26 protein-coding genes and 1 tRNA gene are annotated in these 25,193 nt (G+C 64.4%); 3 read left to right on the top strand and 24 right to left on the bottom strand.

All coding sequences use genetic code 11. The features are described from left to right. Positions 1-33 precede the first annotated feature (33 nt). From treZ to E3N85_RS02465, 4 genes are all read right to left on the bottom strand, one after another. Positions 34-1,794, bottom strand: coding sequence for a malto-oligosyltrehalose trehalohydrolase (gene treZ, locus E3N85_RS02480; RefSeq protein WP_134459045.1), 1,761 nt, complete (start codon positions 1,792-1,794; stop codon positions 34-36). Continuing rightward, positions 1,791-4,199, bottom strand: coding sequence for a malto-oligosyltrehalose synthase (gene treY, locus E3N85_RS02475; RefSeq protein ID WP_134459043.1), 2,409 nt, complete (start codon positions 4,197-4,199; stop codon positions 1,791-1,793). Before treY ends, treZ begins: the two co-directional genes overlap by 4 nt. An 11-nt stretch (positions 4,200-4,210) precedes the next feature. Beyond that, a complete protein-coding gene (gene glgX / locus E3N85_RS02470; RefSeq protein WP_134459041.1) occupies positions 4,211-6,397 on the bottom strand; it encodes a glycogen debranching protein GlgX in 2,187 nt (728 codons plus the stop codon). A gap of 132 nt (positions 6,398-6,529) precedes the next feature. After that, complete coding sequence (locus tag E3N85_RS02465) at positions 6,530-7,564, bottom strand: LLM class flavin-dependent oxidoreductase (RefSeq protein ID WP_134459039.1); 1,035 nt, start codon at positions 7,562-7,564, stop codon at positions 6,530-6,532. A 181-nt stretch (positions 7,565-7,745) separates the two neighbouring features. Here E3N85_RS02465 and E3N85_RS02460 point away from each other — a divergent pair, with 181 nt between their 5' ends. Next, positions 7,746-8,126 (top strand): hypothetical protein, encoded by a 381-nt coding sequence (locus E3N85_RS02460; protein WP_134459037.1) that lies wholly within the window; start codon positions 7,746-7,748, stop codon positions 8,124-8,126. A gap of 35 nt (positions 8,127-8,161) precedes the next feature. Here E3N85_RS02460 and E3N85_RS02455 read toward each other — a convergent pair whose 3' ends face one another. The 14 genes from E3N85_RS02455 to rplU all read right to left on the bottom strand — a co-directional run bounded on the left by E3N85_RS02455 (position 8,162) and on the right by rplU (position 17,896). Continuing rightward, entirely contained in the window at positions 8,162-8,503 is a 342-nt protein-coding gene (locus tag E3N85_RS02455) for a TIGR02611 family protein (protein ID WP_134459035.1), read from the bottom strand. Positions 8,504-8,616: 113 nt separating this feature from the next. After that, positions 8,617-9,021, bottom strand: a complete 405-nt coding sequence (locus E3N85_RS02450) for a YchJ family protein (RefSeq protein WP_134459033.1) — start codon at positions 9,019-9,021, stop codon at positions 8,617-8,619. A 36-nt stretch (positions 9,022-9,057) separates the two neighbouring features. Beyond that, complete coding sequence (locus tag E3N85_RS02445) at positions 9,058-9,402, bottom strand: Lsr2 family protein (protein WP_134459031.1); 345 nt, start codon at positions 9,400-9,402, stop codon at positions 9,058-9,060. A 333-nt stretch (positions 9,403-9,735) separates the two neighbouring features. Continuing rightward, positions 9,736-9,811 (bottom strand) — tRNA-Ala (locus E3N85_RS02440). Positions 9,812-9,884: 73 nt separating this feature from the next. After that, a complete protein-coding gene (rsfS, locus tag E3N85_RS02435; RefSeq protein WP_134459029.1) occupies positions 9,885-10,298 on the bottom strand; it encodes a ribosome silencing factor in 414 nt (137 codons plus the stop codon). Between the two features lie 124 nt (positions 10,299-10,422). Next, the gene (locus E3N85_RS02430; protein WP_134459027.1) at positions 10,423-11,457 is read right to left on the bottom strand and encodes a hypothetical protein; all 1,035 of its coding nucleotides are present in this window, start codon (positions 11,455-11,457) and stop codon (positions 10,423-10,425) included. Next, entirely contained in the window at positions 11,454-12,047 is a 594-nt protein-coding gene (gene nadD / locus E3N85_RS02425) for a nicotinate-nucleotide adenylyltransferase (RefSeq protein WP_134459025.1), read from the bottom strand. The genes E3N85_RS02430 and nadD overlap by 4 nt, the downstream gene beginning before the upstream one ends. Positions 12,048-12,062: 15 nt before the next feature. Then, the gene (locus E3N85_RS02420) at positions 12,063-12,278 is read right to left on the bottom strand and encodes a hypothetical protein (protein ID WP_134459023.1); all 216 of its coding nucleotides are present in this window, start codon (positions 12,276-12,278) and stop codon (positions 12,063-12,065) included. Positions 12,279-12,397: 119 nt separating this feature from the next. Continuing rightward, positions 12,398-13,666: a glutamate-5-semialdehyde dehydrogenase gene (locus E3N85_RS02415; protein WP_134459021.1), complete on the bottom strand. Its 1,269-nt coding sequence runs from the start codon at positions 13,664-13,666 to the stop codon at positions 12,398-12,400. A 45-nt stretch (positions 13,667-13,711) separates the two neighbouring features. After that, entirely contained in the window at positions 13,712-14,518 is an 807-nt protein-coding gene (proB, locus tag E3N85_RS02410) for a glutamate 5-kinase (RefSeq protein ID WP_134459019.1), read from the bottom strand. A gap of 145 nt (positions 14,519-14,663) precedes the next feature. Beyond that, complete coding sequence (gene proB / locus E3N85_RS02405; protein ID WP_134459017.1) at positions 14,664-15,470, bottom strand: glutamate 5-kinase; 807 nt, start codon at positions 15,468-15,470, stop codon at positions 14,664-14,666. Further along, positions 15,467-17,149 (bottom strand): GTPase ObgE, encoded by a 1,683-nt coding sequence (gene obgE, locus E3N85_RS02400; protein WP_134459015.1) that lies wholly within the window; start codon positions 17,147-17,149, stop codon positions 15,467-15,469. Before obgE ends, proB (E3N85_RS02405) begins: the two co-directional genes overlap by 4 nt. A gap of 162 nt (positions 17,150-17,311) precedes the next feature. Continuing rightward, positions 17,312-17,569 (bottom strand): 50S ribosomal protein L27, encoded by a 258-nt coding sequence (gene rpmA, locus E3N85_RS02395; RefSeq protein ID WP_035836705.1) that lies wholly within the window; start codon positions 17,567-17,569, stop codon positions 17,312-17,314. Between the two features lie 18 nt (positions 17,570-17,587). After that, on the bottom strand, positions 17,588-17,896 hold the full coding sequence (gene rplU, locus E3N85_RS02390) for a 50S ribosomal protein L21 (RefSeq protein ID WP_104081810.1): 309 nt from the start codon (positions 17,894-17,896) through the stop codon (positions 17,588-17,590). Between the two features lie 242 nt (positions 17,897-18,138). Between rplU and E3N85_RS02385 the strand changes: the two genes are divergently transcribed. Beyond that, the gene (locus E3N85_RS02385; protein ID WP_134459013.1) at positions 18,139-18,411 is read left to right on the top strand and encodes a DUF4031 domain-containing protein; all 273 of its coding nucleotides are present in this window, start codon (positions 18,139-18,141) and stop codon (positions 18,409-18,411) included. A 34-nt stretch (positions 18,412-18,445) separates the two neighbouring features. Here E3N85_RS02385 and E3N85_RS02380 read toward each other — a convergent pair whose 3' ends face one another. The 3 genes from E3N85_RS02380 to E3N85_RS02370 all read right to left on the bottom strand — a co-directional run bounded on the left by E3N85_RS02380 (position 18,446) and on the right by E3N85_RS02370 (position 21,959). Then, complete coding sequence (locus E3N85_RS02380) at positions 18,446-18,688, bottom strand: hypothetical protein (RefSeq protein ID WP_134459011.1); 243 nt, start codon at positions 18,686-18,688, stop codon at positions 18,446-18,448. A 12-nt stretch (positions 18,689-18,700) separates the two neighbouring features. Then, positions 18,701-18,952: a hypothetical protein gene (locus E3N85_RS02375; protein WP_134459009.1), complete on the bottom strand. Its 252-nt coding sequence runs from the start codon at positions 18,950-18,952 to the stop codon at positions 18,701-18,703. A gap of 103 nt (positions 18,953-19,055) precedes the next feature. After that, positions 19,056-21,959, bottom strand: coding sequence for an Rne/Rng family ribonuclease (locus tag E3N85_RS02370; RefSeq protein ID WP_134459424.1), 2,904 nt, complete (start codon positions 21,957-21,959; stop codon positions 19,056-19,058). Positions 21,960-22,260: 301 nt separating this feature from the next. On the opposite strand from E3N85_RS02370, the gene E3N85_RS02365 reads away from it, so the two are divergent. Then, entirely contained in the window at positions 22,261-22,860 is a 600-nt protein-coding gene (locus tag E3N85_RS02365) for a vitamin K epoxide reductase family protein (RefSeq protein WP_166783831.1), read from the top strand. Between the two features lie 73 nt (positions 22,861-22,933). On the opposite strand, the gene ndk is transcribed toward E3N85_RS02365, so the two are convergent. The 3 genes from ndk to E3N85_RS02350 are packed head-to-tail and all read right to left on the bottom strand — an operon-like array spanning position 22,934 to position 25,097. Then, positions 22,934-23,356: a nucleoside-diphosphate kinase gene (gene ndk / locus E3N85_RS02360; RefSeq protein ID WP_134459007.1), complete on the bottom strand. Its 423-nt coding sequence runs from the start codon at positions 23,354-23,356 to the stop codon at positions 22,934-22,936. Then, positions 23,353-23,730: a DUF4233 domain-containing protein gene (locus E3N85_RS02355; RefSeq protein WP_134459005.1), complete on the bottom strand. Its 378-nt coding sequence runs from the start codon at positions 23,728-23,730 to the stop codon at positions 23,353-23,355. Before E3N85_RS02355 ends, ndk begins: the two co-directional genes overlap by 4 nt. Continuing rightward, the gene (locus E3N85_RS02350) at positions 23,727-25,097 is read right to left on the bottom strand and encodes a folylpolyglutamate synthase/dihydrofolate synthase family protein (protein WP_134459420.1); all 1,371 of its coding nucleotides are present in this window, start codon (positions 25,095-25,097) and stop codon (positions 23,727-23,729) included. Before E3N85_RS02350 ends, E3N85_RS02355 begins: the two co-directional genes overlap by 4 nt. Positions 25,098-25,193: the final 96 nt, after the last annotated feature.

Here is a 25,193-nt window from a genome sequence, read left to right as displayed (position 1 = left end):
GTGCAGCGGTGAGCCCTATCTTGCCAGACCGGATCAGGCGAGGACGACGACGGAGTGCGGGGCCAGCTGCACGGCGTTGGGCAGCCGGCCCAGCACGGCTTGGTCACCGGTCGCGAAAGACAACACGACCTCTCCCCCACCGGCGGGCACGCGCAATGACTGCGCACCGAGATTGAATAAAGTCTTAGTGTTGCCACGGTGCAGCCGCAACCACCCCTCGTTCGCATCGAATGCAACGGCGATCTGGCCGAATCGGGGGTCGGTGAAATCCGGATGGGTGCGTCGCAGCACGGCCAGCGCGCGATAGAACCCGAGCAGGCGGGCATGTTCGGGTTCGGCGGCCTCGTTCCAGTCGAGCCTGGAGCGCTCGAAGGTCTGCCGATCTTGCGGGTCGGGTACCTGCGCCGGATCCCAACCCATGCGGGCGAACTCGTTGATGCGGCCGGTGGCCGTGGCGGCGCCAAGCTCGGGTTCGGGATGCGAGGTGAAGAATTGCCACGGCGTCGTGGCTCCCCACTCTTCACCCATGAACAACATCGGCGTGTATGGTCCGAGCAGGGTCAACGCGGCCGCAATCGCGAGCTGGCCGGTATCGAGTTGCCCGCTCAGTCGGTCGCCGACGGCTCGGTTCCCGATCTGGTCGTGGTTCTGGGAGGCGACGACCAGCCGCCAGGTGGGCATCCGCTCGAGGTCGATGCGGCGGCCGTGGGTGCGCTTTCGAAAGCTCGAGTACGTTCCGTCGTGAAAGAACCCGTGGGTGAGCACCTTGGCGAGGGCGCCGAGCGGTTCGAAATCGGCGTAGTAGCCGGTGGTTTCGCCCGTCAGGGCGACGTGCACGGCGTGATGAAAGTCATCACTCCACTGTGCGTCGAGGCCATAGCCGTTGGCCTCGCGCGGCGTGACGAGTCGGGGGTCGTTGAGGTCGGATTCGGCGATCAGGGTGAGGGGTCGCCCGGTTTCGACGCTCAGCGCGGCGACCTCCACGGCGAGTTGCTCGAGCAGGTGGGTGGCCCTCGCATCGCGCAACGCGTGCACCGCATCGAGGCGCAGGCCATCTACGTGGTAGTCGCCGAGCCACATCAGCGCGTTGTCGAGAATGTACCGGCGCACCGGGTCGGAGTGCGGCCCGTCGAGGTTGAGCGAGGATCCCCAGGTGTTACCGGCATCCTCGCTCAGGTACGGACCGAACTCGGGCAGGTAGTTGCCGCTCGGCCCGAGGTGGTTGTAGACGACGTCCTGAATGACGCCGATGCCGCGCTGGTGGCAGGCGTCGACAAATTTCTGGTACGCGGCGGGGCCGCCGTAGCCCTCGTGCACGGCGTACCAGAGCACGCCGTCGTAGCCCCAGTTGTGCGTGCCGTTGAAAGCATTCACCGGCAATAGTTCAACGAAATCGACGCCGATCGATTGCAGGTGATCGAGCCGGCCGGCGGCCGCTTCGAGGGTTCCCTCCGGGGTGAAGGTTCCGAGGTGCAGTTCGTAGATGATGGCGCCGGCGAGCTGGCGGCCGGTCCAGTTCGTGTCTTGCCAGACATGGGCGGAGGCGTCGAAGGTACGTGACAGGGCGTGCACCCCGGCGGGCTGGCGCCGTGATCTCGGGTCGGCGAACGGTCCGCGCCCATCGACGATGAACCCATAGTCCACGTCGCCGGTGGCGGCGACGCCGAGGCGAGCGGATGCCGGCAGCTCCCACCACCCGTCATCCCGCGACACCAGCTCGAGCCTGTCCTGGCCCAATTGCACCTGCACCGCCCGCGCGTCGGGCGCCCAGACGGAAAATTCCTGATTGTTCATGCGTGTCTTCCCGTGGGGGTGGGTAGGGCTGTTCGGTCATCGGCGGCCACCAACAGCGCCACCGGGTAACGCGCGAGCAGGTCGCCGACACGCAGAATCGGGCCATCGAAGCTCTCCTGCGTGAGCACATCGATGTAGCTGCGGCCGGCCACGGCGATCGTCGTGTCGCCCCAGCCGCCAGCAGTCAGCAACCCGATCGGCAGCCGCGTAGCCAGCGTGATCGCTCCCCCGCGGTCGAATGCCACGACGTGACCCGCGGCTGCTCCGAATGCGGGTACCGGGGCGTAGCGGGTGAAGCTATCTGGCCGGTCGCGGCGCAGCCGCAGGGCTCGAGACGTGACCAGCAACTTGGCCGCGCCGCTCTCGTCGATGGGAGGGAGCCATCCGCTGTCGATGCGGGTCAACAGCTCGCGGCGCAGCTCGTAGTCGATCGGCCGACGGTTGTCGGGATCCACGAGCGAGGTCTCCCACAGCTCACTCCCCTGATACACGTCGGGAACTCCCGGCATGGTCAGCTGCATCAGCTTGAGCGAGAGCGAATTACTCCAGCCGGCGTGTTGCACGCGCGTGACCAGGCCGGTGACGAGTTCGCGGGTCGACCCCGACTGGACGGCGGAAGTGACAAGCTCGTCGAGGGCCGCTTCGAAATCGACGTTCGGCTGCGTCCAGGTGGTCGAGGTCCCGGCTTCCCGGGCCGCTTTGAGCGCGTAGGCCGCGAGCCGCTCCCGGCTGGCTGGCCAGGCGCCGACGATCGCCTGCCACAGCAGGTTCTCGAAGGGGGCATCTGCGAGCGGGTGCCCCGCCCGGAGCTGCTCGAACCCGGCCTCCCACTCGGCGGGCATCTCGGCGAGCACCGCAATGCGCGCGCGCGCGTCTTCGCCACGTTTGGTGTCGTGGGTCGACAGGCTCGTCATCGAGCGCGGAAACGCCGCCTCGCGCGTGCGTTGCCGGTCATGAAAGTCTGCGACCGATACGGCAAACTCGTCGGGATCGGCACCGACCTCATTGAGCGAGGTCAGCCGGCTGAACCGGTAATAGGCGCAATCTTCGACACCCTTGGCCATGACCATGCCCGAGGTCTGTTGAAAGCGCACGGCCGCCGGATGCCCCGGGTCGCCCAGCAGGGGCAGCAGCCGGTCGATCTCGACCTGCAGGTCGGGGCGGTGCGCTGTCGACCACCGCGCCGCCGCCTGCAGGTTGTCTCCGCCCACGGGCAGGTAGGAGCGGTACACCGGAAACCAGGCCAGCAGGTCGGCCATGGCGTCGGCGGTGTCGCCGACGCTATGATCGTCGTTCTGCACGAGACGTGAGATTCGCAGCACCTCGGAGCGCAGAATGCCGTCGGCCACCGCGCGCTTGTTGCGGTAGACCAGGTCGGCCCACGCGGGGGCGTCGCCGCCGTGCAGCCGTGCCTCGAGGGCATCGAGGGCGTTCTGGCCGGCCGGATCGACAAGTACCCGGTCGACGTCGGCGAGGGCGTCGTATCCGGTGGTGCCAGCCGTCGCCCAACTCGTTGGTAACTGCTCACGCCCCTCAAGAATTTTTTCAACCAGCACGTAGGTGCCCGTGGTGGCCCGGCGAAGCACGTCGAGGTAGCCGGCCGGGTCGGCGAGGCCGTCGGGGTGGTCGACCCGCAACCCCTGGACAAGACCGTCTCGCACCCAGCGCAAAATTTCTCGGTGCGACTCGTCAAACACCCACGGCACCTCGACGCGGATGCCGGCCAGGCTGTTCACGGCGAAGAACCGGCGATAGTTCAACTCGGCGTCGGCCCGCCGCCAGTTCACGAGTTCGTAGTGCTGCCGATCATGCACGTCGGCCGGGCTGGCACCGTCGTCGGCGGTTCCGGCGGCCAGCGGAAAGCGATTGTCGAAGTAGTGCAGCTCGCCGTCGACGAGTTCAAGCCGGTCGAGCGCGCCACGGGCAGTGCCGCCTTCATCGTCACCGGATTCCGGGTCACCGAGGACGGGGATGCGAATCTTGCCGTGGCCGAACGCCCAGTCCACGTCGAAGGCCTCGGCATAGCGGGACTGCTCGCCGTTCTGCAGCAGATCCCACCACCACGCGTTGTGCGCCGGGGTCGCGACCCCCACATGATTCGGAACGATGTCGACGAGTATGCCCCGGCCGGCCTGGTGCGCCGCCGCCGCGAGCCGGTCCAGGGCATCCGCCCCGCCCCGCGCGGGGTCGACCAGGGAGTGGTCGACGACGTCGTAGCCGTGATCCGATCCGGCTTCGGCTTTGAGCAGCGGCGACAGGTAGACCCAGTCGGCGCCGAGATCGCGAATATAGCCGACGATGTTCGCGGCCGCATCGAGGTCGAAGCCGGCCGTGATCTGCAGGCGATAGGTCGACAGCGGCCCGGCTACGGGCCCCGTCGCCGATCGGTGTGTGTCGAAGGTCACCGGTCCGGCCTTCAGCTGCGACCGGGCAGAGTGATGAGCCCGGTGGTAACGGCCAGCGAAGCCGCCACGGAGTGATCCGGCGCTATTTCGGGTTCCTGATACGCGCGTAATACTACGAGCGAACGGCCGACCACCGTCTGAATCGCCCCGGCCGGGTGGGCAATGGAATCGGCACCCACGCCCGCAGTATCGACCACAATCTCCCAGGCTGGGGCGTACTCGTCGGGCGGGAGCACGAAGTCGACATCCTCGGCGTCTGCGTTGAACAAGAGCAGAAAATTGACATCGGTGACGTCGTGGCCGCGCACGTCCCGCTCGCGGATTCCGGCTCCGTTGAGAAACTTGGCGACCGTGCGGGCAAGCTTGGCGTCCCAGTCTTCTGACGCCATCGGCTCACCGTCGGTGTTCAGCCAGACGATGTCGGGCAGCGATTCCCCTGCCACCCGCTTGCCGGGGCGCCCATCGAAGAACCGGCTGCGCCGGAACGTCGGGTGCTCCTTGCGCAGGCGGGAAACGGCCGCCGTGAATTCGATCAGCGGACCATCCGCTTCATCCCAGTGCACCCAGCTCAGTTCGGAATCCTGGGCGTAGGTGTTGTTGTTCCCCAGCTGAGTGCGGCCGAGTTCGTCACCGTGCAGCAGCATCGGTACCCCCTGCGAGAGCAGCAGGGTAGCGATGAAATTGCGTGCCTGCCGGGCGCGCAGGCTGCGAATGTCGGGATCGTCAGTGGCACCCTCAGCGCCGGAGTTCCACGACCGGTTGTGCGACTCGCCATCTTTGTTGTCTTCACCGTTGGCCTCATTGTGCTTCTCGTTGTAGGAGACCAAATCGGCGATCGTGAAGCCGTCGTGAGCGGTGACGAAGTTGATCGAGGCCATCGGCCGGCGCCCGGAGTGCTCGTAGAGGTCGGCCGAGCCGGCGATGCGGGAGGCGAACTCGCCGAGTGTCGAGGGCTCGCCGCGCCAGAAATCCCGCACGGTGTCGCGGTACTGGCCGTTCCACTCCGACCACTGCGAGGGAAAATTACCCACCTGGTAGCCGCCGGGCCCCACGTCCCACGGCTCGGCGATGAGCTTGACCTGCGAGACGATCGGGTCCTGCTGCACGAGCTCGAAGAAGGTGGAGAGCTTGTCGACGTCATACAGGTCGCGGGCCAGGGCGGAGGCCAGATCAAACCGAAAGCCGTCGACGTGCATCTCAGTGACCCAGTACCGCAGAGAGTCCATGATGAGCTGAAGCACGTGCGGGTGGCGCACATTGAGGGTGTTTCCGGTGCCGGTGTAGTCCATGTAATAGCGCTTATCGTCGTCCATGAGACGGTAATAGGCCTCATTGTCGATCCCCTTGAACGACAGGGTTGGCCCCATATGATCACCCTCGGCGGTGTGGTTGTAGACCACATCGAGAATGACCTCGATGCCAGCGGCGTGCAGGCTGCGCACCATTCCCTTGAATTCCTGCACCTGTTGGCCCAGGTCACCGGTCGATGAATATGCGTTGTGCGGCGCGAAGAATCCGATGGTGTTGTAGCCCCAGTAGTTATTGAGGCCCTGCTCCATCAAAGTGCCGTCGTTGACGAACTGGTGCACCGGCATCAGCTCGATGGCGGTCACGCCGAGCTTTTGCAAGTGATCGATGACCGACGGGTGCGCCAGCCCGGCGTACGTGCCACGTTGGGATTCGGGCACCAACTCTTGCAGCTGGGTGAGTCCCTTGACGTGGGCCTCGTAGATGAACGACGAACTGTATGGAGTGCGCAGAGACCGGTCGTCGGTCCAGTCGAAGAATGGGTTCACGACCACACCGAGCATGACGTGCGCGGCGGAATCTTCGTTGTTGGGCGCGTCGGGGTCATCGAAGTCGTAGCAGAACAGCGACGGATCCCAGTCGATAGCCCCGGTGGTCGCCTTGGCGTAGGGGTCGAGCAGCAGCTTGTTCGGGTTGGCCCGGTTGCCTGCCGCCGGGTTGTAGTCGCCGTGCACCCGATAGCCGTAGCGCTGGCCCGGTTGTACGAGCGGCAGATAGCAGTGCCAGATAAAAGCGGATGACTCCCGCACCTCCACCCGCGTCTCACGGCCGTCGTCGTCGATAAGACACAGTTCGACGCGTTGGGCGGCTTCGCTGAACAGGGCGAAGTTGGTACCGCTCCCGTCAAACGTTGCCCCGAGGGGGTAGGTGGTTCCGGGCCAGGTTTCCATGAGTCTCCTCGGGACGAAGATGGGACACGGTCGCGTGCGAGAGCAGCGACAGGGCAGCGCGCAAACGCATGACCGGATACCGCTTTGAGAATACGCTACAGGCATCCGGTCACCGGGGCCCTCCCAGCCGGCTTAGCCGAGCTGCTCGCGCACCAGTGGCGCCACCCGGGTACCGTAGAGCTCGATGCTGTTCATGAGCTTCTCGTGCGGCAGGGTGCCGATGCTGTATTTCAGGTCGAAGCGGGACAAGCCCAGTCCCTTGACGACGGTGGCAATCTTGGTGGCGACCGTCTCGGGCGAGCCGACGAAGACAGCGCCATCGGGGCCGGCATCTTGCTCGAAGCGTTCCCGCGTGGCGGGGCCCCAACCGCGTTCTTGACCGATGCGGTTCTGCATGGCCTCGTAGTGCGGCCACATTTCCTCGCGCGCCTGGGCATCCGTCGCGGCGACATAGCCGGGCGAGTGCTCCCCGATCGACAGCGTGGGCTTCTCGAACTGCGCCAAAGCGCGGTGATACAGGTCAACAAGGGGTGCGAAAGCGAGCGGGGCGCCTCCGATGATGGCGAGCATGAGGGGCATGCCGTAATGCGCGGCGCGGATGACCGATTCGGGGCTGCCACCCACACCGATCCAAGTCTTGATCGAACCGGATTCGGTCGGTGGAAACACCGTTTGGTTGTTTAACCCTGGCCGGGTCTGTCCCGTCCAGGTCACCGGCGCTTCTTTCAGCAACTCGGTGAACAGCTCCAGTTTTTCTTCAAACAATTGCTCGTAGTCGCCCAGGTCGAGGCCAAAGAGGGGAAAGGACTCGGTGAACGAGCCACGCCCCAGGATGACCTCTGCCCGCCCGCTCGACACGGCGTCGAGGGTCGCGAATCGTTGATATACCCGCACCGGGTCGTCGGAACTGAGCACGGTCACGGCTGAGCCCAGTCGAATCCGGCTGGTCTGGCCGGCAATGGCCGCGAGCACAACTTCAGGAGCGGAGACGGCGAAATCAGCGCGGTGGTGCTCTCCGATACCGAAAAAGTCCAGGCCCACCTGATCGGCCAAAACGGCCTCCGCCACGACGTTGCGCAGCACCTGCGGCTGATCGAGCGGTTGCCCGTCGCCGTCGAACGTGACGTCTCCGAAGGTATCGAGTCCCAATTCAAGTTTGTACGTCACGCGGTTACGCCCTCTCACAGCAATAGACTTCTCTATGCAAAAGCATATAGCGCTGCAACCGCGGCCAGACATTGGCTATTCCATCAACCTCGACTTGCCTGGCGAACAGAACCGGTCCGTCGGCATGAGCCACCAGAATAGAGCCACGTACCGGCCCGGTACCCGACGACTGGAGACCACCATGACTGAATCCGCCCTGATCACCGCCTGGGGAAAAGCCCGGGGGCACATCATTGCCGCTCAGGCAGCGCCCACGTTCTTGTTGACGGCCGTCATCGGCTTTCTCGCTGTGGGACTGGCCACCGCCGACCCGACGGTGCGCATTGCCACGGCCGGCATTCTGCTCGCATCGGGCATTCTGGGGGCACTGGCCCAAATCGCCGCCGCGAACGAAGGACTCGCCGTCATCGCCGACCTGCGCGCTCTCGACCAGCCCAGTTCACTTGCCCAATGCATCGTAGCCATGGGAAAGTGGGTTAACGTCGTACGATTTCTCACGCCGACGATCTTCGTCGTCGTGTATGTCGCGCTCCTGGCGGCACTCTTTCTCGGCGCCCGCTGAGCGAGCACGGATCGGACGGCGGTCGGCCCGACCGGTCAGGACGGACTGACCAGCCGACGGTCGCGGCGTGCGCGCCACCCGGCCGAGGCTCGCGCGAGAACGCGCTTGAGGAACGCGCCAAGCCGACGGGCTGAGGAGAATTCTGTTCCGAGCACGGCCAGGCCCAGAAAGACGATAAGCCAGCCCGGCCCCGGCAAGGGAATCAGAATGACGCCGACTGCGACAATGATCGTGCCGAGCAGACCGACGCCAAGGCGATAGGAGAAAAGTAGGCAGGGATGCCCGTCAGCCCAGGCGCGAGCGCTTCGGAGGGCACGACGCACCGGATGCCGGGGGTCGTTGCCGCTGGCAATATCGCCGGACAGGTGCTCAAACATTCACGCAACCTAAGGTAAATTTCTGGGAAGTCGCTGCCGAATAGCGTTCGTGGCAAAGTCGCTGGTGGCGAGTACCACACGCTATCCGGCAGCCGCACTATCCGGCAGCGTCACTATCCGGCAGCCGCACTATCCGGCGCGGCATCGAGGTAATACCACTGCCGATCGACCTTGCGAAAGCGGCTGATTTCGTGCTGCTGCCCCGGTATGCCCCCTTCACGATAGTGGGCTATGAATTCCACGACGCCTTCTTTGTCAAGAAGGCCGCCACGTTCAGTACGTACGATATCAAGCCGTCGCCATGTTAGCTGCGCGTCCAATTCGAGCGATCCCGGCCTAGTGAGCGGATGCCACGTGTTCAGCAGGTACTGCGCATTGCCGCAGCAAAAGGCGCTGTACCGCGACCGCATGAGCCATTCGGCCGTGGCCGGTACGGTGGTACCGCTATGGAATCGGCCACAGCAGGCGGAATAGGTTTCCCCGCTCAAGCAGGGACACCGCTCGTCCTGGGCAATCATGTTCAGTGGCGCAGATTGCGTGACGTCGTCGGCTTTCTATTTAGCCTGTGCGTTGGCGAAGGCCTCGCGTACGGTGCCAGAGATGCGCCCGCGGTCGGATACCTGTATACCGTTCGTGGCAGCCCACGCGCGGATGGCTTGCAATTCGGCCCGATCTGAACCGGCGGAACTGGCAACGCGCGGCTTGGCGGGCACATAACCCACTCGACGTGAAACATTCGTATACGGTTTCATTGCAGCTCGAAATGCAGCAAGATTCTCTGCGGACAGATCGATCTCATATGAGTCGCCTTCAAAGGCAAAGGAAACTGTCGCTCCGTCGCCATTCTCGATAACGGCGCCGTTGAGGTCGTCAAGTAGTTGAACCGTGGTCTTCTTCATTCTGGGATTCTCCAATGAGGGATCGAATATATTCGGGATGGATACATTCGCGGCGTGGCATTACCACTAACGAATTATCGCTGCCCGACTCCCTTTCCGATACCCGCCGCGCAATATTTCTTCTGCAATCATTCCCTTGCGCTATGGATCAAGAGCACAGTTGGCCGGTTGCAGGTCGCCGTCTGCCGTGGCGCAGGTCATGGCGACGGTTGCGCAATATTCAACAAGAACGCCAGACCAGAAGAAAGGCAGGCCAGAAGCAGGCAGACCAGAGAAAGCGTCAGCGAAAACAATAAAAAAATAGCCCCGACGATGTCGGGGCTATTTTCTATCTGGTGGATCCGAGGGGATTCGAACCCCTGACCCCCTGCATGCCATGCAGGTGCGCTACCAGCTGCGCCACGGACCCAGATTGCTGTTCCGAATCTCTCCGAAACAACTTTGTTAGCTTACAACACAGAATGTGATCTGCGAAACCAAAGCTACTCCGCGACCTCTTCCGCGACCTCTTCCGCGACCTCTTCTGCCGCCACCGTGGCGGGAATCCCGGTCGGGATTACCGGGCAATCTTTCCAGAGGCGCTCCAGGGAGTAATACTGGCGCTCCTCTTCGTGGAAGACGTGCACGACCAGGTCACCGAAGTCAACGAGAACCCAGCGGCCGGCAGCGCGACCCTCACGACGCAGCGGCTTGTGACCGGCCTCGATCAGCTTGTCCTCGATCTCACCGGCGATGGCAACGACGTTGCGCTCCGAGCGACCGGTGACGATGAAGAAGATATCGGCCAGGGGAAGCGGGTTCGAGACGTCGAGGGCAACCAGATCTTCCCCTCCCTTCGAGTCGGCGGCGGCGACGGCGATGGTGAGTAGCTCGAGGGCGTGAGGTGAAGTGGTCATGAATGAATCCTTGAGATTGTGCCGCGAGGCGAGAATGCACCCGTAGCGATGATGGGGGGAACGAAAGAAAGCGAGCTGCACAGGCGCGCGAAGCGGGAGCGAAGTGGCAGCGCATGGCGCGCCACTAGAAAATACCCGACAGGTAACCGGTCACGAAGAGCGCTAGAACACCGACGGCCAGGGCGGCCGTCGTGATAACCAGGACTATCGGAAGCGAGGCGTGCTGTTTCTTGGGCGGGGTCAACATGTCCCGCGTGGAAGCATGCGTGCTGACGGCGCGACTTGCGCTGACCGGGGCCGAGTCCCCGCCGAGTTGATCGGCGTCGAGTTGGTCCATCATGTGGTCCATTTCCGACGAATCGAACAGATTCGGGTGGGCGCCGGTCGAGCCGAGACTGCGCGGCAGGTCGAACGAACCGGTGATCATGATCTCGCCCGTATTGGAAATCGGACTGACGCTGTTGCCCTGGTGGGGAATCGCCGGCAAGATGAGCGCGTTGGTGGTCGTAGGAATGCCACCGGCCCCGATACCGCGATTGATCAGTTCGTCGAGGGATTGGTCGGGCTGTGCCATCTCGGCCCGCGCGCCATCCGCGTCGACCGACCAGTGCCCGATGGGTGGTGTCCAATCGGTTTTAGAGCTTGCGCTCACGACCGGTTCGGCGTGCAGCTGCTCGGGTTCGGCGACGTCCGCGGCGGGTTCACCCGGCTCGGCATCGACCAGCTCGGCATCGACCAGTTCGGCATGGACCAGTTCGGCTTCGACCAACTCAGCATCGACCGCTTGGTGTTCTGAAGACGGCAAATCCGACGTGCTGGCCGCTTCTTCTTCCCCGCGTTGGTGTACAGCGCGCAATTCCCGCCGGCTCAGGATGCGCGACGCCGGACCCGACTGGTTGTTTTTGGCTGCAGCGGGCGCCGTTTTGGAGCGGGCTGCGGCGGCAGCTGTGGACTCGTCCGAACTTTCGACGGTGTCATTCCGACTCGATCGTCGCGATGAAGCGCTGCCGACCGGTGCGGGACGAAGCGCTCCCGGCGCCAGCTCCGGAACATCGAGAGAAGGAATTCCCTCCTGTACGGCGGCGATTTCGGCGCCCTGGTCACGGGCGAGTTCACGCGCCTGGCGTCGGCTGAGCGGCTGAGAGTCTCCCACCGTCATGCCACGCTCCGATACAGATGATGCTTTGAGATGTACTGGACGACCCCGTCGGGGACCAGATACCAGACCGGGAAACCCCGATTGACCCGTGCCCGGCAGTCAGTGGACGAAATAGCCAGTGCCGGCACCTCCAGTAAGCTTACGTCCTGGTTCGGTAAACCCGAAACGCTCAGCTCATGACCCGGGCGACTCACAGCGACGAAGTGCGCCAACTGCCAGAGCTCCCGCACGTCTTTCCACCCGAGGATCTGCGTGATCGCATCCGCGCCGGTAATGAAGAACAACTCAGCGTCGGGGCGTTCTTCGTGCAGATCACGCAGCGTGTCGATGGTGTAGGTGGGCCCAACTCGGTCAATATCGACCCGACTCACGGTGAAGCGCGGATTGGAAGCGGTCGCGATTACTGTCATCAGGTAGCGGTGCTCCCCGCGGGTCACTCCGCTCTTCTGCCAGGGCTCTCCGGTTGGCACGAAGACAACCTCGTCGAGGTCGAAACTCTGCGCGACCTCACTGGCAGCGACGAGGTGACCATGGTGGATGGGGTCGAACGTTCCGCCCATCACGCCGATGCGCGGACGACGAACTGTCACGTTGAGATCAGGCTTCTAGTGGCCACCGGTGCTGGAGGCTCCAGCGTGTCCGCCGTGCGCGGCGGCGTAGGCATTAGCCTTGGCGCTGTGGCGATTGGCAACATCGCGAAAGCTCCACACCACGACGCCGAGGGCCAGAAACAGCACGGCCGCGACCAGCGGGTACGCGATAATCGGCAACGGCAGGGCGACGTGCCCGACCTCGGTCAGTACGGCACTCACAAAAGACATCGGTTCTCCATTCACGGGCCGCGCCTGTCAGGCTCGGCTTGAGGTGGCTGCGACAGGTCGCGGGCCTGGCGACTCACGCCGTCGATTTATTCTAGCCGGACCTGCGCATCTGACCCGAACTACGCGCGCACCTGTCCCGTGCCGCGCACGATCCACTTTGTGCTGGTCAGCTCTGGCAAACCCATCGGTCCACGAGCGTGCAGCTTCTGGGTGGAAATGCCCACCTCAGCGCCGAAGCCGAACTCGCCGCCGTCGGTGAAGCGGGTGGAGGTGTTGACCATGACCGCGGCAGAATCGACCTCGTTCAAAAACCGTTCCGCGTTCTGCAAATCGTTCGTGATGATTGACTCGGTGTGCCCGGTGGAGTAGCGGCGAATGTGGGCGATGGCCTCGTCGAGCGAGTCAACGATAGCGACCGAGATGTCGAGGCTCATGTATTCGGTCGCCCAGTCCTCGTCGGTCGCCGGGATAGCGTCGGGATAGAGCGCGCGGGTGCGGGCATCCGCATGGATGGAGACACCGGATTCCGCGAGCCTGGCAAGCACGTCGGGCAGGAGCCGTTCGGCGGCACTGCGGTGTACCAGCAGCGTTTCGAGAGCGTTGCAGACGCTCGGACGGTGCGTCTTGGAGTTGTGCACGATGTCGATCGCCCACTCTTTGGTGGCGGTCTCGTCGAGGAAGACGTGCACAACTCCCGCACCGGTCTCGATGACCGGCACCTGGGACTCCCTGACCACGGTCTGAATGAGGTTGGCGCTGCCGCGAGGAATGAGCACGTCCACGTACCCGCGAGCCTTCATGAGTTCGGTGGCGCCGGCCCGGCCAAACGGGTCGATGGTCTGCACAGAGTCGGCGTTGAGTCCGGCGGCGGCGATGGCCACCTGTAGGAGATCGATGAGCACCCGGTTGCTGTTCTCGGCTGCGGAGCCGCCGCGGAGTACGACGGCGTTGCCGCTCTTCAGGGCGAGCGCGGCGAGGTCCACGGTGACGTTGGGGCGAGCCTCATAGATGACACCGATAACGCCGAACGGAACGCGCACCTGGCTGATCTTGATGCCGTTGGGCAAGCTGCTGCCTCGCACGACCTCGCCGACCGGGTCGGTGAGCAGGGCTATCTGGTCGACCGAGTCGGCGAGGGCCGCTATGCGCGGCGCATCGAGCTTCAAGCGATCGAGTAATCCGGTGGCGAGACCGTTGGTGGCTGCGGCAGCGAGGTCGGCCTGGTTGGCCACGACGATCTGCTCGACGTGGTCGCGCAACGACTGGGCAATCAGTTTGAGTGCTGTGTTCTTGACCTCTGTCGGCGCCGAGGCGAGCGACTGGGACGCGGTTCGAGCGGCCTTCAGGGTCGGCGTGAGCTGGTCTACATCGTTCAAAGACTGCAACATGCGCCTAGTTTACGGGAGGCGGTGCTGGGAGACTGTCGGGTTTGCTCAGGAGATACGCGGTGCTGCCGGCGCGATCCGGGGTTCAAACCAGGTTCCGACCGGTTCGCCGCGCAACGCCTCGGCCACCAGGCTGGTCGCCGTGACGAGCACAGCAGTTCCGGCCTGGGCCGCAATGCGCGCCGCTGTCACCTTGGTGCTGGCTCCTCCGGTGCCGACACCATTGACGGTTGTTGCGCCGAATTCCATTCCGACCAACGGATCACCGGAAGCAACAAGGCTGATTCGCTCGGCCCCGGGTTGATCCGGCGGGCAGGTGTACAGGGCGTCGACATCACTGAGGAGCACGAGCAGGTCGGCGCCGATCAGGGTGGCGACGAGGGCCGCCAACCGGTCGTTATCGCCAAATCGGATCTCGTGGGTGGCGACCGTGTCGTTTTCGTTGACGATCGGAAGAATACGCAACGCCATCAGACGTTCCATGGCACGCTGTGCGTTGCCGCGGTGGGTGGCATTGTCGAGGTCACTCGCTGTGAGCAGTACCTGGCCGGCCACGATGTCGTACCGGTCGAGGCTGTCCTGATACCGAAAGATCAACAGATTCTGACCAACGGATGCCGCCGCCTGCTGCGTGGCCAGGTCGGTCGGGCGTTCCTGCAGCTGCAGGTACGGCATACCGATCGCGATCGCACCCGATGAGACCAGGACCACTTCAGCGCCTCGAGCATGAGCCGCGGCCAAGGCATCAACGAGTGGCGCAATTTGACCGGAATTCTCGCCGCTGATCGAGGACGAGCCCACCTTGACCACGATGCGCGCCGCCGAACGAACGACCTGCTGCGAGTGCGCCCTCATCGGACGGTGATTCTTCGGCTGAGGACTCTCACACTGAAGCTGTTCACTACGCGCAACCCCACATGCAACTGGCCTTCCGGCGTGAATTGTGACCACGCAGCGCGCAACCAAAAAATAGTTTAGCGCAGCGGACCAGCGCACCGGTTCAGAGCAGGGCGCGCCGTTCCACGCTGGCTGTCGGCTCGAACCAGGTGCCCACATGCTCGCCGCGCAGGGCCGCGGCGGCCAGTTCGGTCGAGGTGACCAGAACGGCGGTGCCAGCCTTGGTGGCGAGTCGTGCGGCGACCACCTTGGTGCTCGCTCCCCCGGTGCCGACACCGGTTGCTCCACTCGAGCTGAATTCAAAACCATCGAGCGGGTCATCCGCGGCGATAAAGTCGAGCTTCTCCGCACCAGGCAGGTGCGGCGGCTTGGTGTAGAGCGCGTCAACGTCGCTGAGCATGATCAGCAGGTCGGCGTGGATGAGGGTCGCCACGAGCGCGGCGAGGCGGTCGTTACTGCCGAACCGCAAACCGTAGACGGCGACGGTGTCGTTCTCGTTGACAACGGGCAGAATACGCAGATCGAGCAGGCGTTCGAGTGCGCGACGCGTGTTGCTGCGGTGGGGTTCGTTGAGGGCGTCGCCCTCGGTCAACAGCACCGTGCCGGCCGCGATGCCGTAGCGGTCCAGGCTCTCCTGGTAGCGAAAAATCAACACGTTCTGCCCCACAGCGGCGGCCGCCTGCTGAGTGGCGACGTCGCTGGGGCGCTTGTCGAGATTGAGAAACGGCATTCCGGTCGCGACAGCGCCCGAGGAGATCAGCACGACCTCGGTACCGCGACCGTAGGCCTCGGCCAGGGCGTCAACGAGTGGCGTGATCTGGTCGGAGTTCGCGCCGCTGATCGACGACGATCCAACCTTCACGACGACGCGTTTGGCGCCCGCTACGTTGTCTCTGGCTAAGCCACTCACTTCGGAACTTCCTCCGCCGTGTCGACCTCGCTGTCGTTGTCGCTGCTGCCGTCGACCTCGGTCTCGGCTTCAGTACCGGTCTCGGCCTCGTCAGCCGAGGCGGTGTCGGCGGGAGCAACTCCCCCGTTGACCGTCAACTCGACGTCGGCGAGGCGCACGTCTTCGTTGTATTCCTCTTCACCGGTCTGCCACATGCCGGCTTCACGCTCGCGAATGAGTTCGGCGCGAGCCGACGATTTGGCGTCCATCCGGCCGAAGTATTCTTCGCGGCGTTCGTTACTCGTGCGGCGCTTGGGCTCATCGAGGCGGGAATCGGTTCCGCGCGGGGCGGTGATGAGCTCGGCGGTTGACGTGAGAGTGGGCTCCCAGTCGAAAACGACACCGTGGCCTGGGCCGATGATGACGGTCGAGCCCGCGATGGCACCCGACTTGTACAACTCGTTCTCGATACCGAGTTTGGCGAGCCGGTCGGCGAGGAAGCCGACGGCCTCGTCGTTGGTGAAGTCGGTTTGCTGAATCCAGCGTTCCGGCTTCGTGCCCAGAATGCGGTAAATGTTGCCGAAGGTGCCACCTTCGACTTTGATGACGAAACCACCCTCGTCGACGGCCTTCGGACGGATGATGATGCGCGGCTTCTGCGCCTCGGCTGCGGCAGCCTCGGCGCGGCCCCGTTCCACAACTTCAGCGAGGGCGTAGTTGAGCTGCTTGAGGCCTTCGTGGGTGACGCTGGAGATCTCGAACACGCGGTAGCCGCGGGCTTCCAGATCGGCCTTGACGAACGCGGCAAGCTCGCGGCCTTCCGGCACGTCGATCTTGTTCAGGGCGATGAGCTGGGAACGCTGCAGCAGCGGCTTCTGGCCGTCGGGTACCGGGTAGGCGTCGAGTTCGCCGAGAATGACGTCGAGGTCGCTGATCGGATCGCGGCCGGGCTCGAGTGTGGCGCAGTCCAACACGTGCAGCAGCGCGGTGCAGCGCTCGACGTGGCGGAGAAACTCGAGACCGAGGCCCTTGCCCTCGCTCGCACCCTCGATCAGGCCGGGTACGTCGGCGATGGTGTAACGCGACTCACCGGACTCGACGACGCCGAGGTTGGGGTGCAGCGTAGTGAAGGGGTAGTCGGCGATCTTGGGCCGGGCTGCGCTCATGGCCGCGATGAGGCTGGACTTGCCAGCGGAGGGATACCCGACAAGCGCGACATCCGCGACGGTCTTGAGTTCGAGATAGACGTCACCTTCCCAGCCGAGCGTGCCGAGCAGCGCGAAGCCGGGAGCCTTGCGCTTGGTTGAGGCGAGGGCAGCGTTGCCGAGCCCGCCCTGGCCGCCGGGTGCGACGATCAGGCGCAGGCCGGGTTCGTTCATGTCGAGGAGCTGGTTGCCCTCCACGTCCTTGACCACGGTGCCGATGGGGACCATGAGCTCGCGCATATCGCCGTTGTGGCCGTTGCGGTGGTCGCCCATGCCGGGGCCGCCGTTGTCGGAGCTGCGGTGCGGTGAACGGTGGTAACCGAGCAGGGTGGTCGTACTCGGGTCGGCGACGAGCACGAGATCTCCGCCGCCGCCGCCGTTACCGCCATCGGGGCCGGCGAGTGGTTTGAACTTCTCGCGCTTGACCGAAACGCATCCGTTTCCTCCATTGCCCGCTCGTAAATGCAGCGTCACGTGGTCAACGAATGTGGCCATGGAGTGCCCCTTTCAGGTGGCGCAAGAAATGCTTCAAAACACGGTGCTATGAAACGGATGCGGTAGGACCGCTGGTTGATGCAAAAAACTTTCGACGAACAAACACGTCAGGGCGGACCGAAGCCCGCCCTGACGCTGTGCTAAATGCTGTACTGCGACGACCTACTCGGCTGCCACCACGATGTTGATGACCTTGCGGCCACCCTTGGCGCCGAACTGCACGGAGCCAGCTTCCAGGGCGAAGAGCGTGTCGTCGCCGCCACGGCCGACGTTGACTCCGGGGTGGAAGTGCGTGCCGCGCTGACGAACGATGATCTCGCCCGCGCCGACAACCTGACCGCCGAAGCGCTTTACGCCGAGGCGCTGGGCGTTCGAGTCACGACCGTTGCGAGTGGAACTCGCACCTTTTTTGTGTGCCATCTGTCTATCTCCTCAGGCCTAGGCGATGCCGGTAACCTGAACGCGAGTGAGCTCCTGACGGTGCCCCTGACGCTTCTTGTACCCGGTCTTGTTCTTGAACTTCTGGATGACGATCTTCGGGCCGCGAAGGTTGTTCAAAACCTCGGCGGTGACCTTGATCTTGGCCAGTGACGTCGAGTCAGAGGTGATCTTGTCGCCGTCGACGAGAAGCACGGCGGCCAGCTCGACGTTGCCGTCCTTGTCAGCCTTGATTCGGTCCATCGTCACGATGGTACCGACCTCTACCTTCTCCTGCCGCCCTCCGGCGCGCACAACTGCGTAAACCACTTTACGTACCAATCTCTGGGGAGCCCGAGGCTCCGAATCTGAAAATTCACTGCTGTAAATTGACTGCGGCGCACAAACCGGTTGGCCCAGTGCACTCAGAAAATCTTGGTGTTTGCGTTGATTTTGCCTTACGCACACCAAGGGTTGACTTTACCTGATCCGCTACCCGTGGTCAAACCAACGGTGCGGCGTGTCGGAACCGCGGCGTGTCTGGGACACAGTGCGGCTCGTAGACTTCGATCATGTCAATACTTATCGACCAGCCTAGCTGGCCGGCGCACGGAACGGTGTGGGCGCACCTCGTGAGCGACTCGAATCTTGACGAACTGCACGCGTTCGCGGAAGCCGCCGGCATTCCCCGGCGAAGTTTCGACCTCGACCACTACGACGTTCCTGAAACCCGCTATATCGACCTCGTCGCGGCCGGGGCGCTCCCCGTAAGCTTTCGCGAGATGATCGTGCGACTGCGCTGCAGCGGGCTGCGCGTGACAGCCCGGGAACGTCGCGGGCGGTAGCGCCCGCCTGGTCCGCGCGTGGTCGTTGCGGCGACTACGGCCACGTGGCGTCGAAGCCGAGCACGCTGCGGCGCACCTCACCGGACGCTACGTTCACAAACAGGGTCGTCGCATCCCTCGTTTGCGCGTTCACCGGGTATCCGTCCGACGCATCGGTCTCACGGTTGGGCATGATGTGCACGGACAGGTATTGGTCGTGCGGCGAGAGTTCGAAGCCGACAATGGTTTCTGTAGCGGATGCCGGCAGGTGAACGGTGCGAACCTCAGCGTCCTGCACGAGCGACAGGTGCTAGCGCTCGGCGCCGGTCGCCGCGTCGAACCTGGTGACGCCCTGCACGTAACCACCATCTCCACCGGCGAGAAACCGCAGTCGTGCGGTGAACTCGGTGGTTCCTTCCACGATCTGCGGCACGATGGTGCGCTCGGTGTCCTGCGAGAGATCGAGCAGATATTGCGGAACGGGCGTCGGCCTAGAGCTGGACCAGTAGTCATTGGGGTCCTTAGGCTGGGCATCGACGGTGCGCACAAAAACGGCGAGCACCGCCAACGCCCCCGCGGTGAGGCCGAGGGGCCGTCGCCGCAGGAGAGGGAGCTGCCCGCCGATTGATTTACCGTCTAACCGGCATCTCGCACCCGGTCTCGGCCTAACCGCCGTGCGGCGGCTGGCTGGGTGCCGACGCTGCCGTCGCCGCGCCGGTCGCGGTCACAATGGCCTGACCGGTGGAGCCGCCGGCGGTCGTGACGCGGCGGCTGCGCGCGCGCCCTTGGCCGGGCAACTTCGGTTCGGGCAGAGAGTCGAGCACCGAATCGAGCAGCTCGTCGGTGGCCTGCTTGCTCGGACGCCGTGCGGTGCGCGTCGATTTTCTGACCGGAATGTCAAGAATATCGACGGATTCCGAATGCTCGGTCGCGGGCGCCTGGGCCGGCACATCCAGTGCTGGCTCAATCACCGGGGCAGCGGATGCCGCCGGTTCGGCCTGCTCCGTGCCGGCCTGCCCTTTGCTGGCCTTCTCCGTGCTGGCCTGCTCGTTGCTGGCCTGGCGGGCGCGGGCCTGTTCAGACCGCGACTGCTGGCCGCGACCACCCTGGCCGCGTGAACGCGACTGACGGCCACGCGAGCGCTCGGTGCCTGTTGATTCGGCTCGGTCGGTGGTGTTGTGTTCGGTGCCGGCCTGTTCAGAACCGGACTGCTCGGTGCCGGCCTGCTCAGAACCGGACTGCTCGGTGCCGGCCTGCTCAGAACCGGACTGCTCAGAACCGGCCTGCTCGGTACCGGCCTGCTCGGTGCCGGCCTGTTCAGTACTGGTCTGTTCAGGACTGGCCGGCTCGGTGGCGACGGGCGTGACCGTCGCGGCTTCAGCTTCCGCTGCAACGGCGGCCTGCGCGGGCACGATCGCGATGGAGCCGGTGCGGGTGATGGTGCGCGCGGCGATCAGGGCAAGGGCGTGCTTGGCATCTTCGGTAATGCCGTGGGTGCCCTGCCCACTCTTTGGCGCGTCCGACCCGGCGTTGCTGCCGGAGTACGCATCACGGTTGGCACCGTCACGTTGCGCCGGGTTGTGTGCGTTGTCGCGGTTATTGCTTGAACCGTTGTTGCCGCTGCCACCATTGGTGGCGGCGTTGCTGCCACTCTTGGCACGTGGACGGCGTTCCTGCGGCGGCTGGGCGCTCTGGCGGTGCTTGATGACCGGGTCGTGGTGCACGATGATGCCACGGCCAGCGCAGGCTTCGCAGTTTTCGCTGAACGATTCCAGCAGTCCGAGGCCCAGCTTCTTACGCGTCATCTGCACGAGTCCGAGCGAGGTGACTTCGGCCACCTGGTGCTTGGTGCGGTCCCGGCTGAGGCACTCGATCAGGCGGCGCGACACGAGGTCGCGGTTGCTCTCGAGCACCATGTCGATGAAGTCGACCACGATGATGCCGCCGATGTCACGCAGGCGCAGCTGGCGCACGATCTCTTCGGCCGCTTCAAGGTTGTTCTTGGTCACGGTCTCTTCGAGGTTGCCGCCGCTGCCGACGAACTTGCCCGTGTTGACGTCGACGACGGTCATGGCCTCGGTGCGGTCGATCACGAGGGATCCGCCGGACGGCAGCCAGACCTTGCGGTCGAGGGCCTTCTCGATCTGCTCCGAGATGCGGAACTCGTCGAAGGCATCGACTTCGCCCTCATAGGTTTCCACGCGCTCGAGCAGGTCGGGAGCGACCTGGCTGAGGTAGGTCTCAATTGTGGAGCGCACGTCGGGGCCGGAAACGACCATGCGCTGGAAGTCTTCATTGAAGACATCGCGCACGATTTTGACCAGCAGGTCGGGCTCGCTGTGCAGTTCGGCTGGCGCCTGTGCCGACTCGACCTGCTCGGCGATGCTGGCCCACTGCAGTCGCAGCCGGTCGACGTCGACGGTGAGCTGCTCATCGGTAGCTCCCTCGGCGGCGGTGCGCACGATGACGCCCACGTTGTCGGGCAGCACCTCCTTGAGAATCTTCTTCAAGCGGGCACGCTCAGTGTCGGGAAGCTTGCGGCTGATGCCGTTCATCGACCCGTTGGGCACATAGACGAGGTAGCGACCGGGCAGCGAGACCTGGCTGGTGAGGCGGGCGCCCTTGTGCCCGATCGGGTCTTTGGTCACCTGCACGAGCACCTTGTCGCCCGGTTTGAGCGCGAGCTCGATGCGGCGAGCCTGGTTGCTGCTGCCGGAGTTCTCGGCGGCGGCGTCCCAGTCGACTTCACCGGAGTACAGGACGGCATTGCGTCCGCGTCCAATGTCGACGAAGGCGGCTTCCATGCTGGGGAGCACGTTCTGCACGCGGCCGAGGTAGACGTTACCGATCAGCGAGGCATCCTGGTTCTTCGCGACGTAGTGCTCAACCAGCACGCCGTCCTCGAGCACACCGATCTGGATCTTGTTGTGCTTGGCACGAACGACCATGAGACGGTCGACGGACTCTCGGCGGGCGAGAAACTCGGCCTCCGTGATCACGGGGCGGCGACGCCCGGCGTCTCGACCGTCGCGACGTCGCTGCTTCTTTGCCTCGAGCCGGGTTGACCCCTTGATGCGCTGGGGTTCGGTGATGAGTTCCGGTTCGCGCGCGGCGCGCACCTTAACCACCGTGTTGGCGGGATCGTCGGTGCCCGAACGGTTCTCGTCGCCGGTGCGGCGACGAGCGCGGCGACGAACCGTCGTGGCCTCTTCTTCATCGTCGTCGTCGTCCAGTGGGTGCTGCGGCAGCGAGCGGATGCCCGTGCGCGCCGGCATCGGCAGAATCTCCGGTGCCTGGAACAGCAGGGAGAAGGACGGCCGCACCGGGGCAGCGGCCCGTTCCGTAGTCGAGTCGTCTGCGGGCGTCGAGTCGTTCATCTGCTGTGCTCCGGTGACGTTGTTGTACTCCGCGATTGTCACCCTGGCCGGCGCAGGCTCAGCTTCGGCGGCCGGCACAGCGGGCATCTCGATCACTGGGGCGACGGTCGGCGCAGAGACCTGCGTCCTCCTGGTTGATTTGCGAGTGCCGAACAGGCTCTTGCGTTTTTTGTTTTCGTTGTCTTCCACCATCACTGGTGCGCTCCTTGACCGCTGTGGATGACCGCGCCATCCACCGGTTACTCTCTCGTGCGAGGTCCTCACCTTCGTAAAAACCTCGCGAATGTTTTACTGCGGCAACCGGCTCTGACCCCTGTAAGTGCTCGGGGGCTGTGCTCTGGCTGCTAATACTTCGGGTCGTGGGACCCTTCTACTGGGCGACTGTTGCCCATTAAGCTTCTTTGGCGTCTGCTTGAGCGCGGCCCAACGACTACGACTGATTATCGCATGTAATCGCACAAAGCCACGCCGCACGAGTGGCATAATCGCAAGAGTGCCAGAGACAGAGCGTTCTTCGCGACCAACCGGCCTGGCCAGTTTCCTGATCGTCGCCGGGTTCATCGCGTTTGCAGCGGCATTCGCCCTGACGCTCGACAAGATCCACCTTTTGGAAGATCCGAACGCCCAACTGAGCTGTAGCTTCAGCGTTCTCATTGGCTGCGCGACCAATCTCGCCTCCCCGCAGGGTGCCGTTCTGGGCTTTCCGAATCCGCTGATCGGGCTCGCCGCCTGGAGCGTCGTCATCACGATCGGTGTGGCGATCCTGGCCGGGGCCAAATTTGCCCGCTGGTTCTGGGTCGGCCTGAACCTCGGCATGCTCGCGGCGATGGTCTTCGTGATCTGGTTGATCGGACAGAGCATTTTCGTGCTCGATGTGCTGTGCCCGTGGTGCATGGTGACCTGGGCGGTGACTATTCCGGCCTTTCTAGCCGTGACCCTGTACAACTTCACGGTGGGAAACCTGCCGGGCGGGGCATCCGTTCGCCGCGTCGCCGAAGCCGCCTATTCCTGGATATTCGTCATCACCATCGTCTGCTACATCGTGTTCTTCGTCGTCGCGCAGGTCAACATGGACGTGTTGAACCGCTTGTAGGCCAGCGAGTCGCGGCGCTGCCTAAACACGAATCGCCCCGCCTCATAGCTGAGACGGGGCAATCCAGATTCGGTCAGTCGAACCAGAGGGCGAGCTCGCGAGCGGCGGATTCGGGCGAATCTGAGCCGTGCACGATATTCTGCTGAACCTTGGCGCCCCAGTCGCGACCGAGGTCGCCGCGGATAGTGCCGGGCGCGGCGGTGGTGGGGTCTGTCGTGCCGGCCAGGGCACGGAAGCCCTCGATGACGCGGTTGCCAGCGATGCGGAACGCGACGATGGGGCCGCTTTCCATGAAATCCACGAGGGGTTCATAGAACGACTTACCCGCGTGCTCGGCGTAGTGCGCGGCGAGCAGCGAGCGGTCGGGTTCGACCAGCTTCACGTCGACGAGGGAGTATCCCTTGGCCTCGATGCGGCGCAGGATCTCGCCGGTCAGGTTGCGGGCAACGCCGTCGGGCTTGACCAAAACGAGGGTTTCTTCGACCTTGGTGTTCATTCAATCTCCTTGTGCTGATCTGGATGCGTGTGATCTATTCGTGAACCGGTGATCATGCAGTAGGTCCACATGGCGGCAAACAGGCCGCCAACGAAAAACATGGCCGGGGTGATGAACCCGGTAGCTATGATGATCGCCTGCAACAGCCAGCCAATCGGGTAGGACCAGCGAAAGCGCAGCAGTCCGATCAGGACGATCATGGCCAGGCAGAGCAGCACGCCGCCGATGATGACGGCGAGCGGCGAAACGGGGCCGGGTTCCGTCGCGACAGACACGAGGCCGAGGGTGACGACGGCGCCGAGGAAGACGACGATCGTCTCGAAGCCGAGCAGGATGGTGGCGAGGCTGCGCGTGACCGAGCGAGGACCGCTCATTTCTCCATCCACTCACCGGCGGCGGCGAGGGTGATCGCTTCACCGACGAGTACGATCGACCCGGTGACGAGCACGGCACGCTTGGGGGCCTCGGCGGCCCACTCGCGGGCGCTGTCGAGGGCGCCGGCCAGGTCGTCGAATCGGAAGGTGACCTCATCGCTGGTCCACTCGGCGATGTTGTCGGCGAGGTCGTCCATGCGCACGGCGCGCTCGGAGTGCGGCTCCGTGACGTAGAACCGGTCGACCTGGGGGGCGAGGGCTGCGATGATGCCCCGAGCGTCCTTGTCTGCAAGGATCCCGACAACCACGGCGATGTCATCGAAATCGAAGTAGTCCTCGAGGGCGGCGGCGAGGGCGCCGGCGCCGTGCGGGTTGTGCGCGGCGTCTACGAGCACGGTCGGTTCAATGCCGACGAGCTGCAAGCGACCGGGCGAGGTCGCCGTGCCGAGGCCTTCGGCGAGCAGGTCGCCGACCAGCGCCTGGCTGCCCGCGCCGAGGAACGACTCGACGGCGGCGATGGCAAGCGCCGCATTGTGGGCCTGGTGGGTGCCGTACAGCGGGAGGAACAGGTCCGTGTAGGTGCCGGCGAGACCGCGCACCGAGATGACCTGCCCGCCGACAGCGACGGTACTCGAAATAAGTTCGAAGCCCTCGTTCTCGCGGGAGAGCGTTGCCTCGCTCAGCTCGGCGGCACGGTCGAGTTCGGCCTGCACGTCGGCGCTCTGCGCTGCGGAGACAACGGAAGCTGCCGGCTTGATGATGCCGCTCTTGGTGCGGGCGATCTCGGCGACGGTCTTGCCGAGGCGCAGGGTGTGGTCGAGCGCGATCGGAGTGAACACCGCGACCTGTCCATCGGCAACGTTGGTGGAGTCCCACTCGCCGCCCATGCCGACCTCGACCACGGCCACATCCACCGGCGCGTCAGCGAAGCAGGCGTACGCGAGCACGGTGAGCGCCTCGAAGAAGGTCAGCGGCACTTCGCCGGCGGCGTCGAGTTCGGCGTCGACGAGCTGTAGGTAGGGCTGGATGTCGGCCCAGTTAGCGGCGAGGATCTGATCACTGATCGGTTCGCCGTCAATGACGATGCGCTCGTTCAGCCGCACCAGATGCGGGCTGGTGAGCAGGCCGGTGCGCAGCCCGTAGGCCCGAACAATGCTCTCGACCAAGCGACTCGTGCTGGTTTTGCCGTTGGTTCCGGCCACGTGAATGATCGGGTAAGAGGTCTGCGGGTCACCGAGAAAATCGAGGGCGCGCCGGGTAGGCGCGAGGCGCGGTTGCGGCTGGGCCTCCCCCACACGCTGCATGAGTTCGGCGAAGACGGCGTCTCCGGCCTCGCGGAAGGCATCGAGCGGGGCCGGCTGGTTCATCGGCTCCTCCTCGTCGCCGCGCCCGGTGATGTTCTTCCAGTCGGTACTGTCGTCGGCGGGTGTGTCGTCGGCAGGCGTGCCGCCGGTGGGGGTGTC

The organism is Cryobacterium sp. Hz9, assembly GCF_004402825.1.
GTDB classification, from domain to species: Bacteria; Actinomycetota; Actinomycetes; order Actinomycetales; family Microbacteriaceae; genus Cryobacterium; species Cryobacterium gelidum.
The sequence above is the reverse complement of the archived record's forward strand: the minus strand, read 5'-3'. Positions and strand labels throughout refer to the sequence as shown.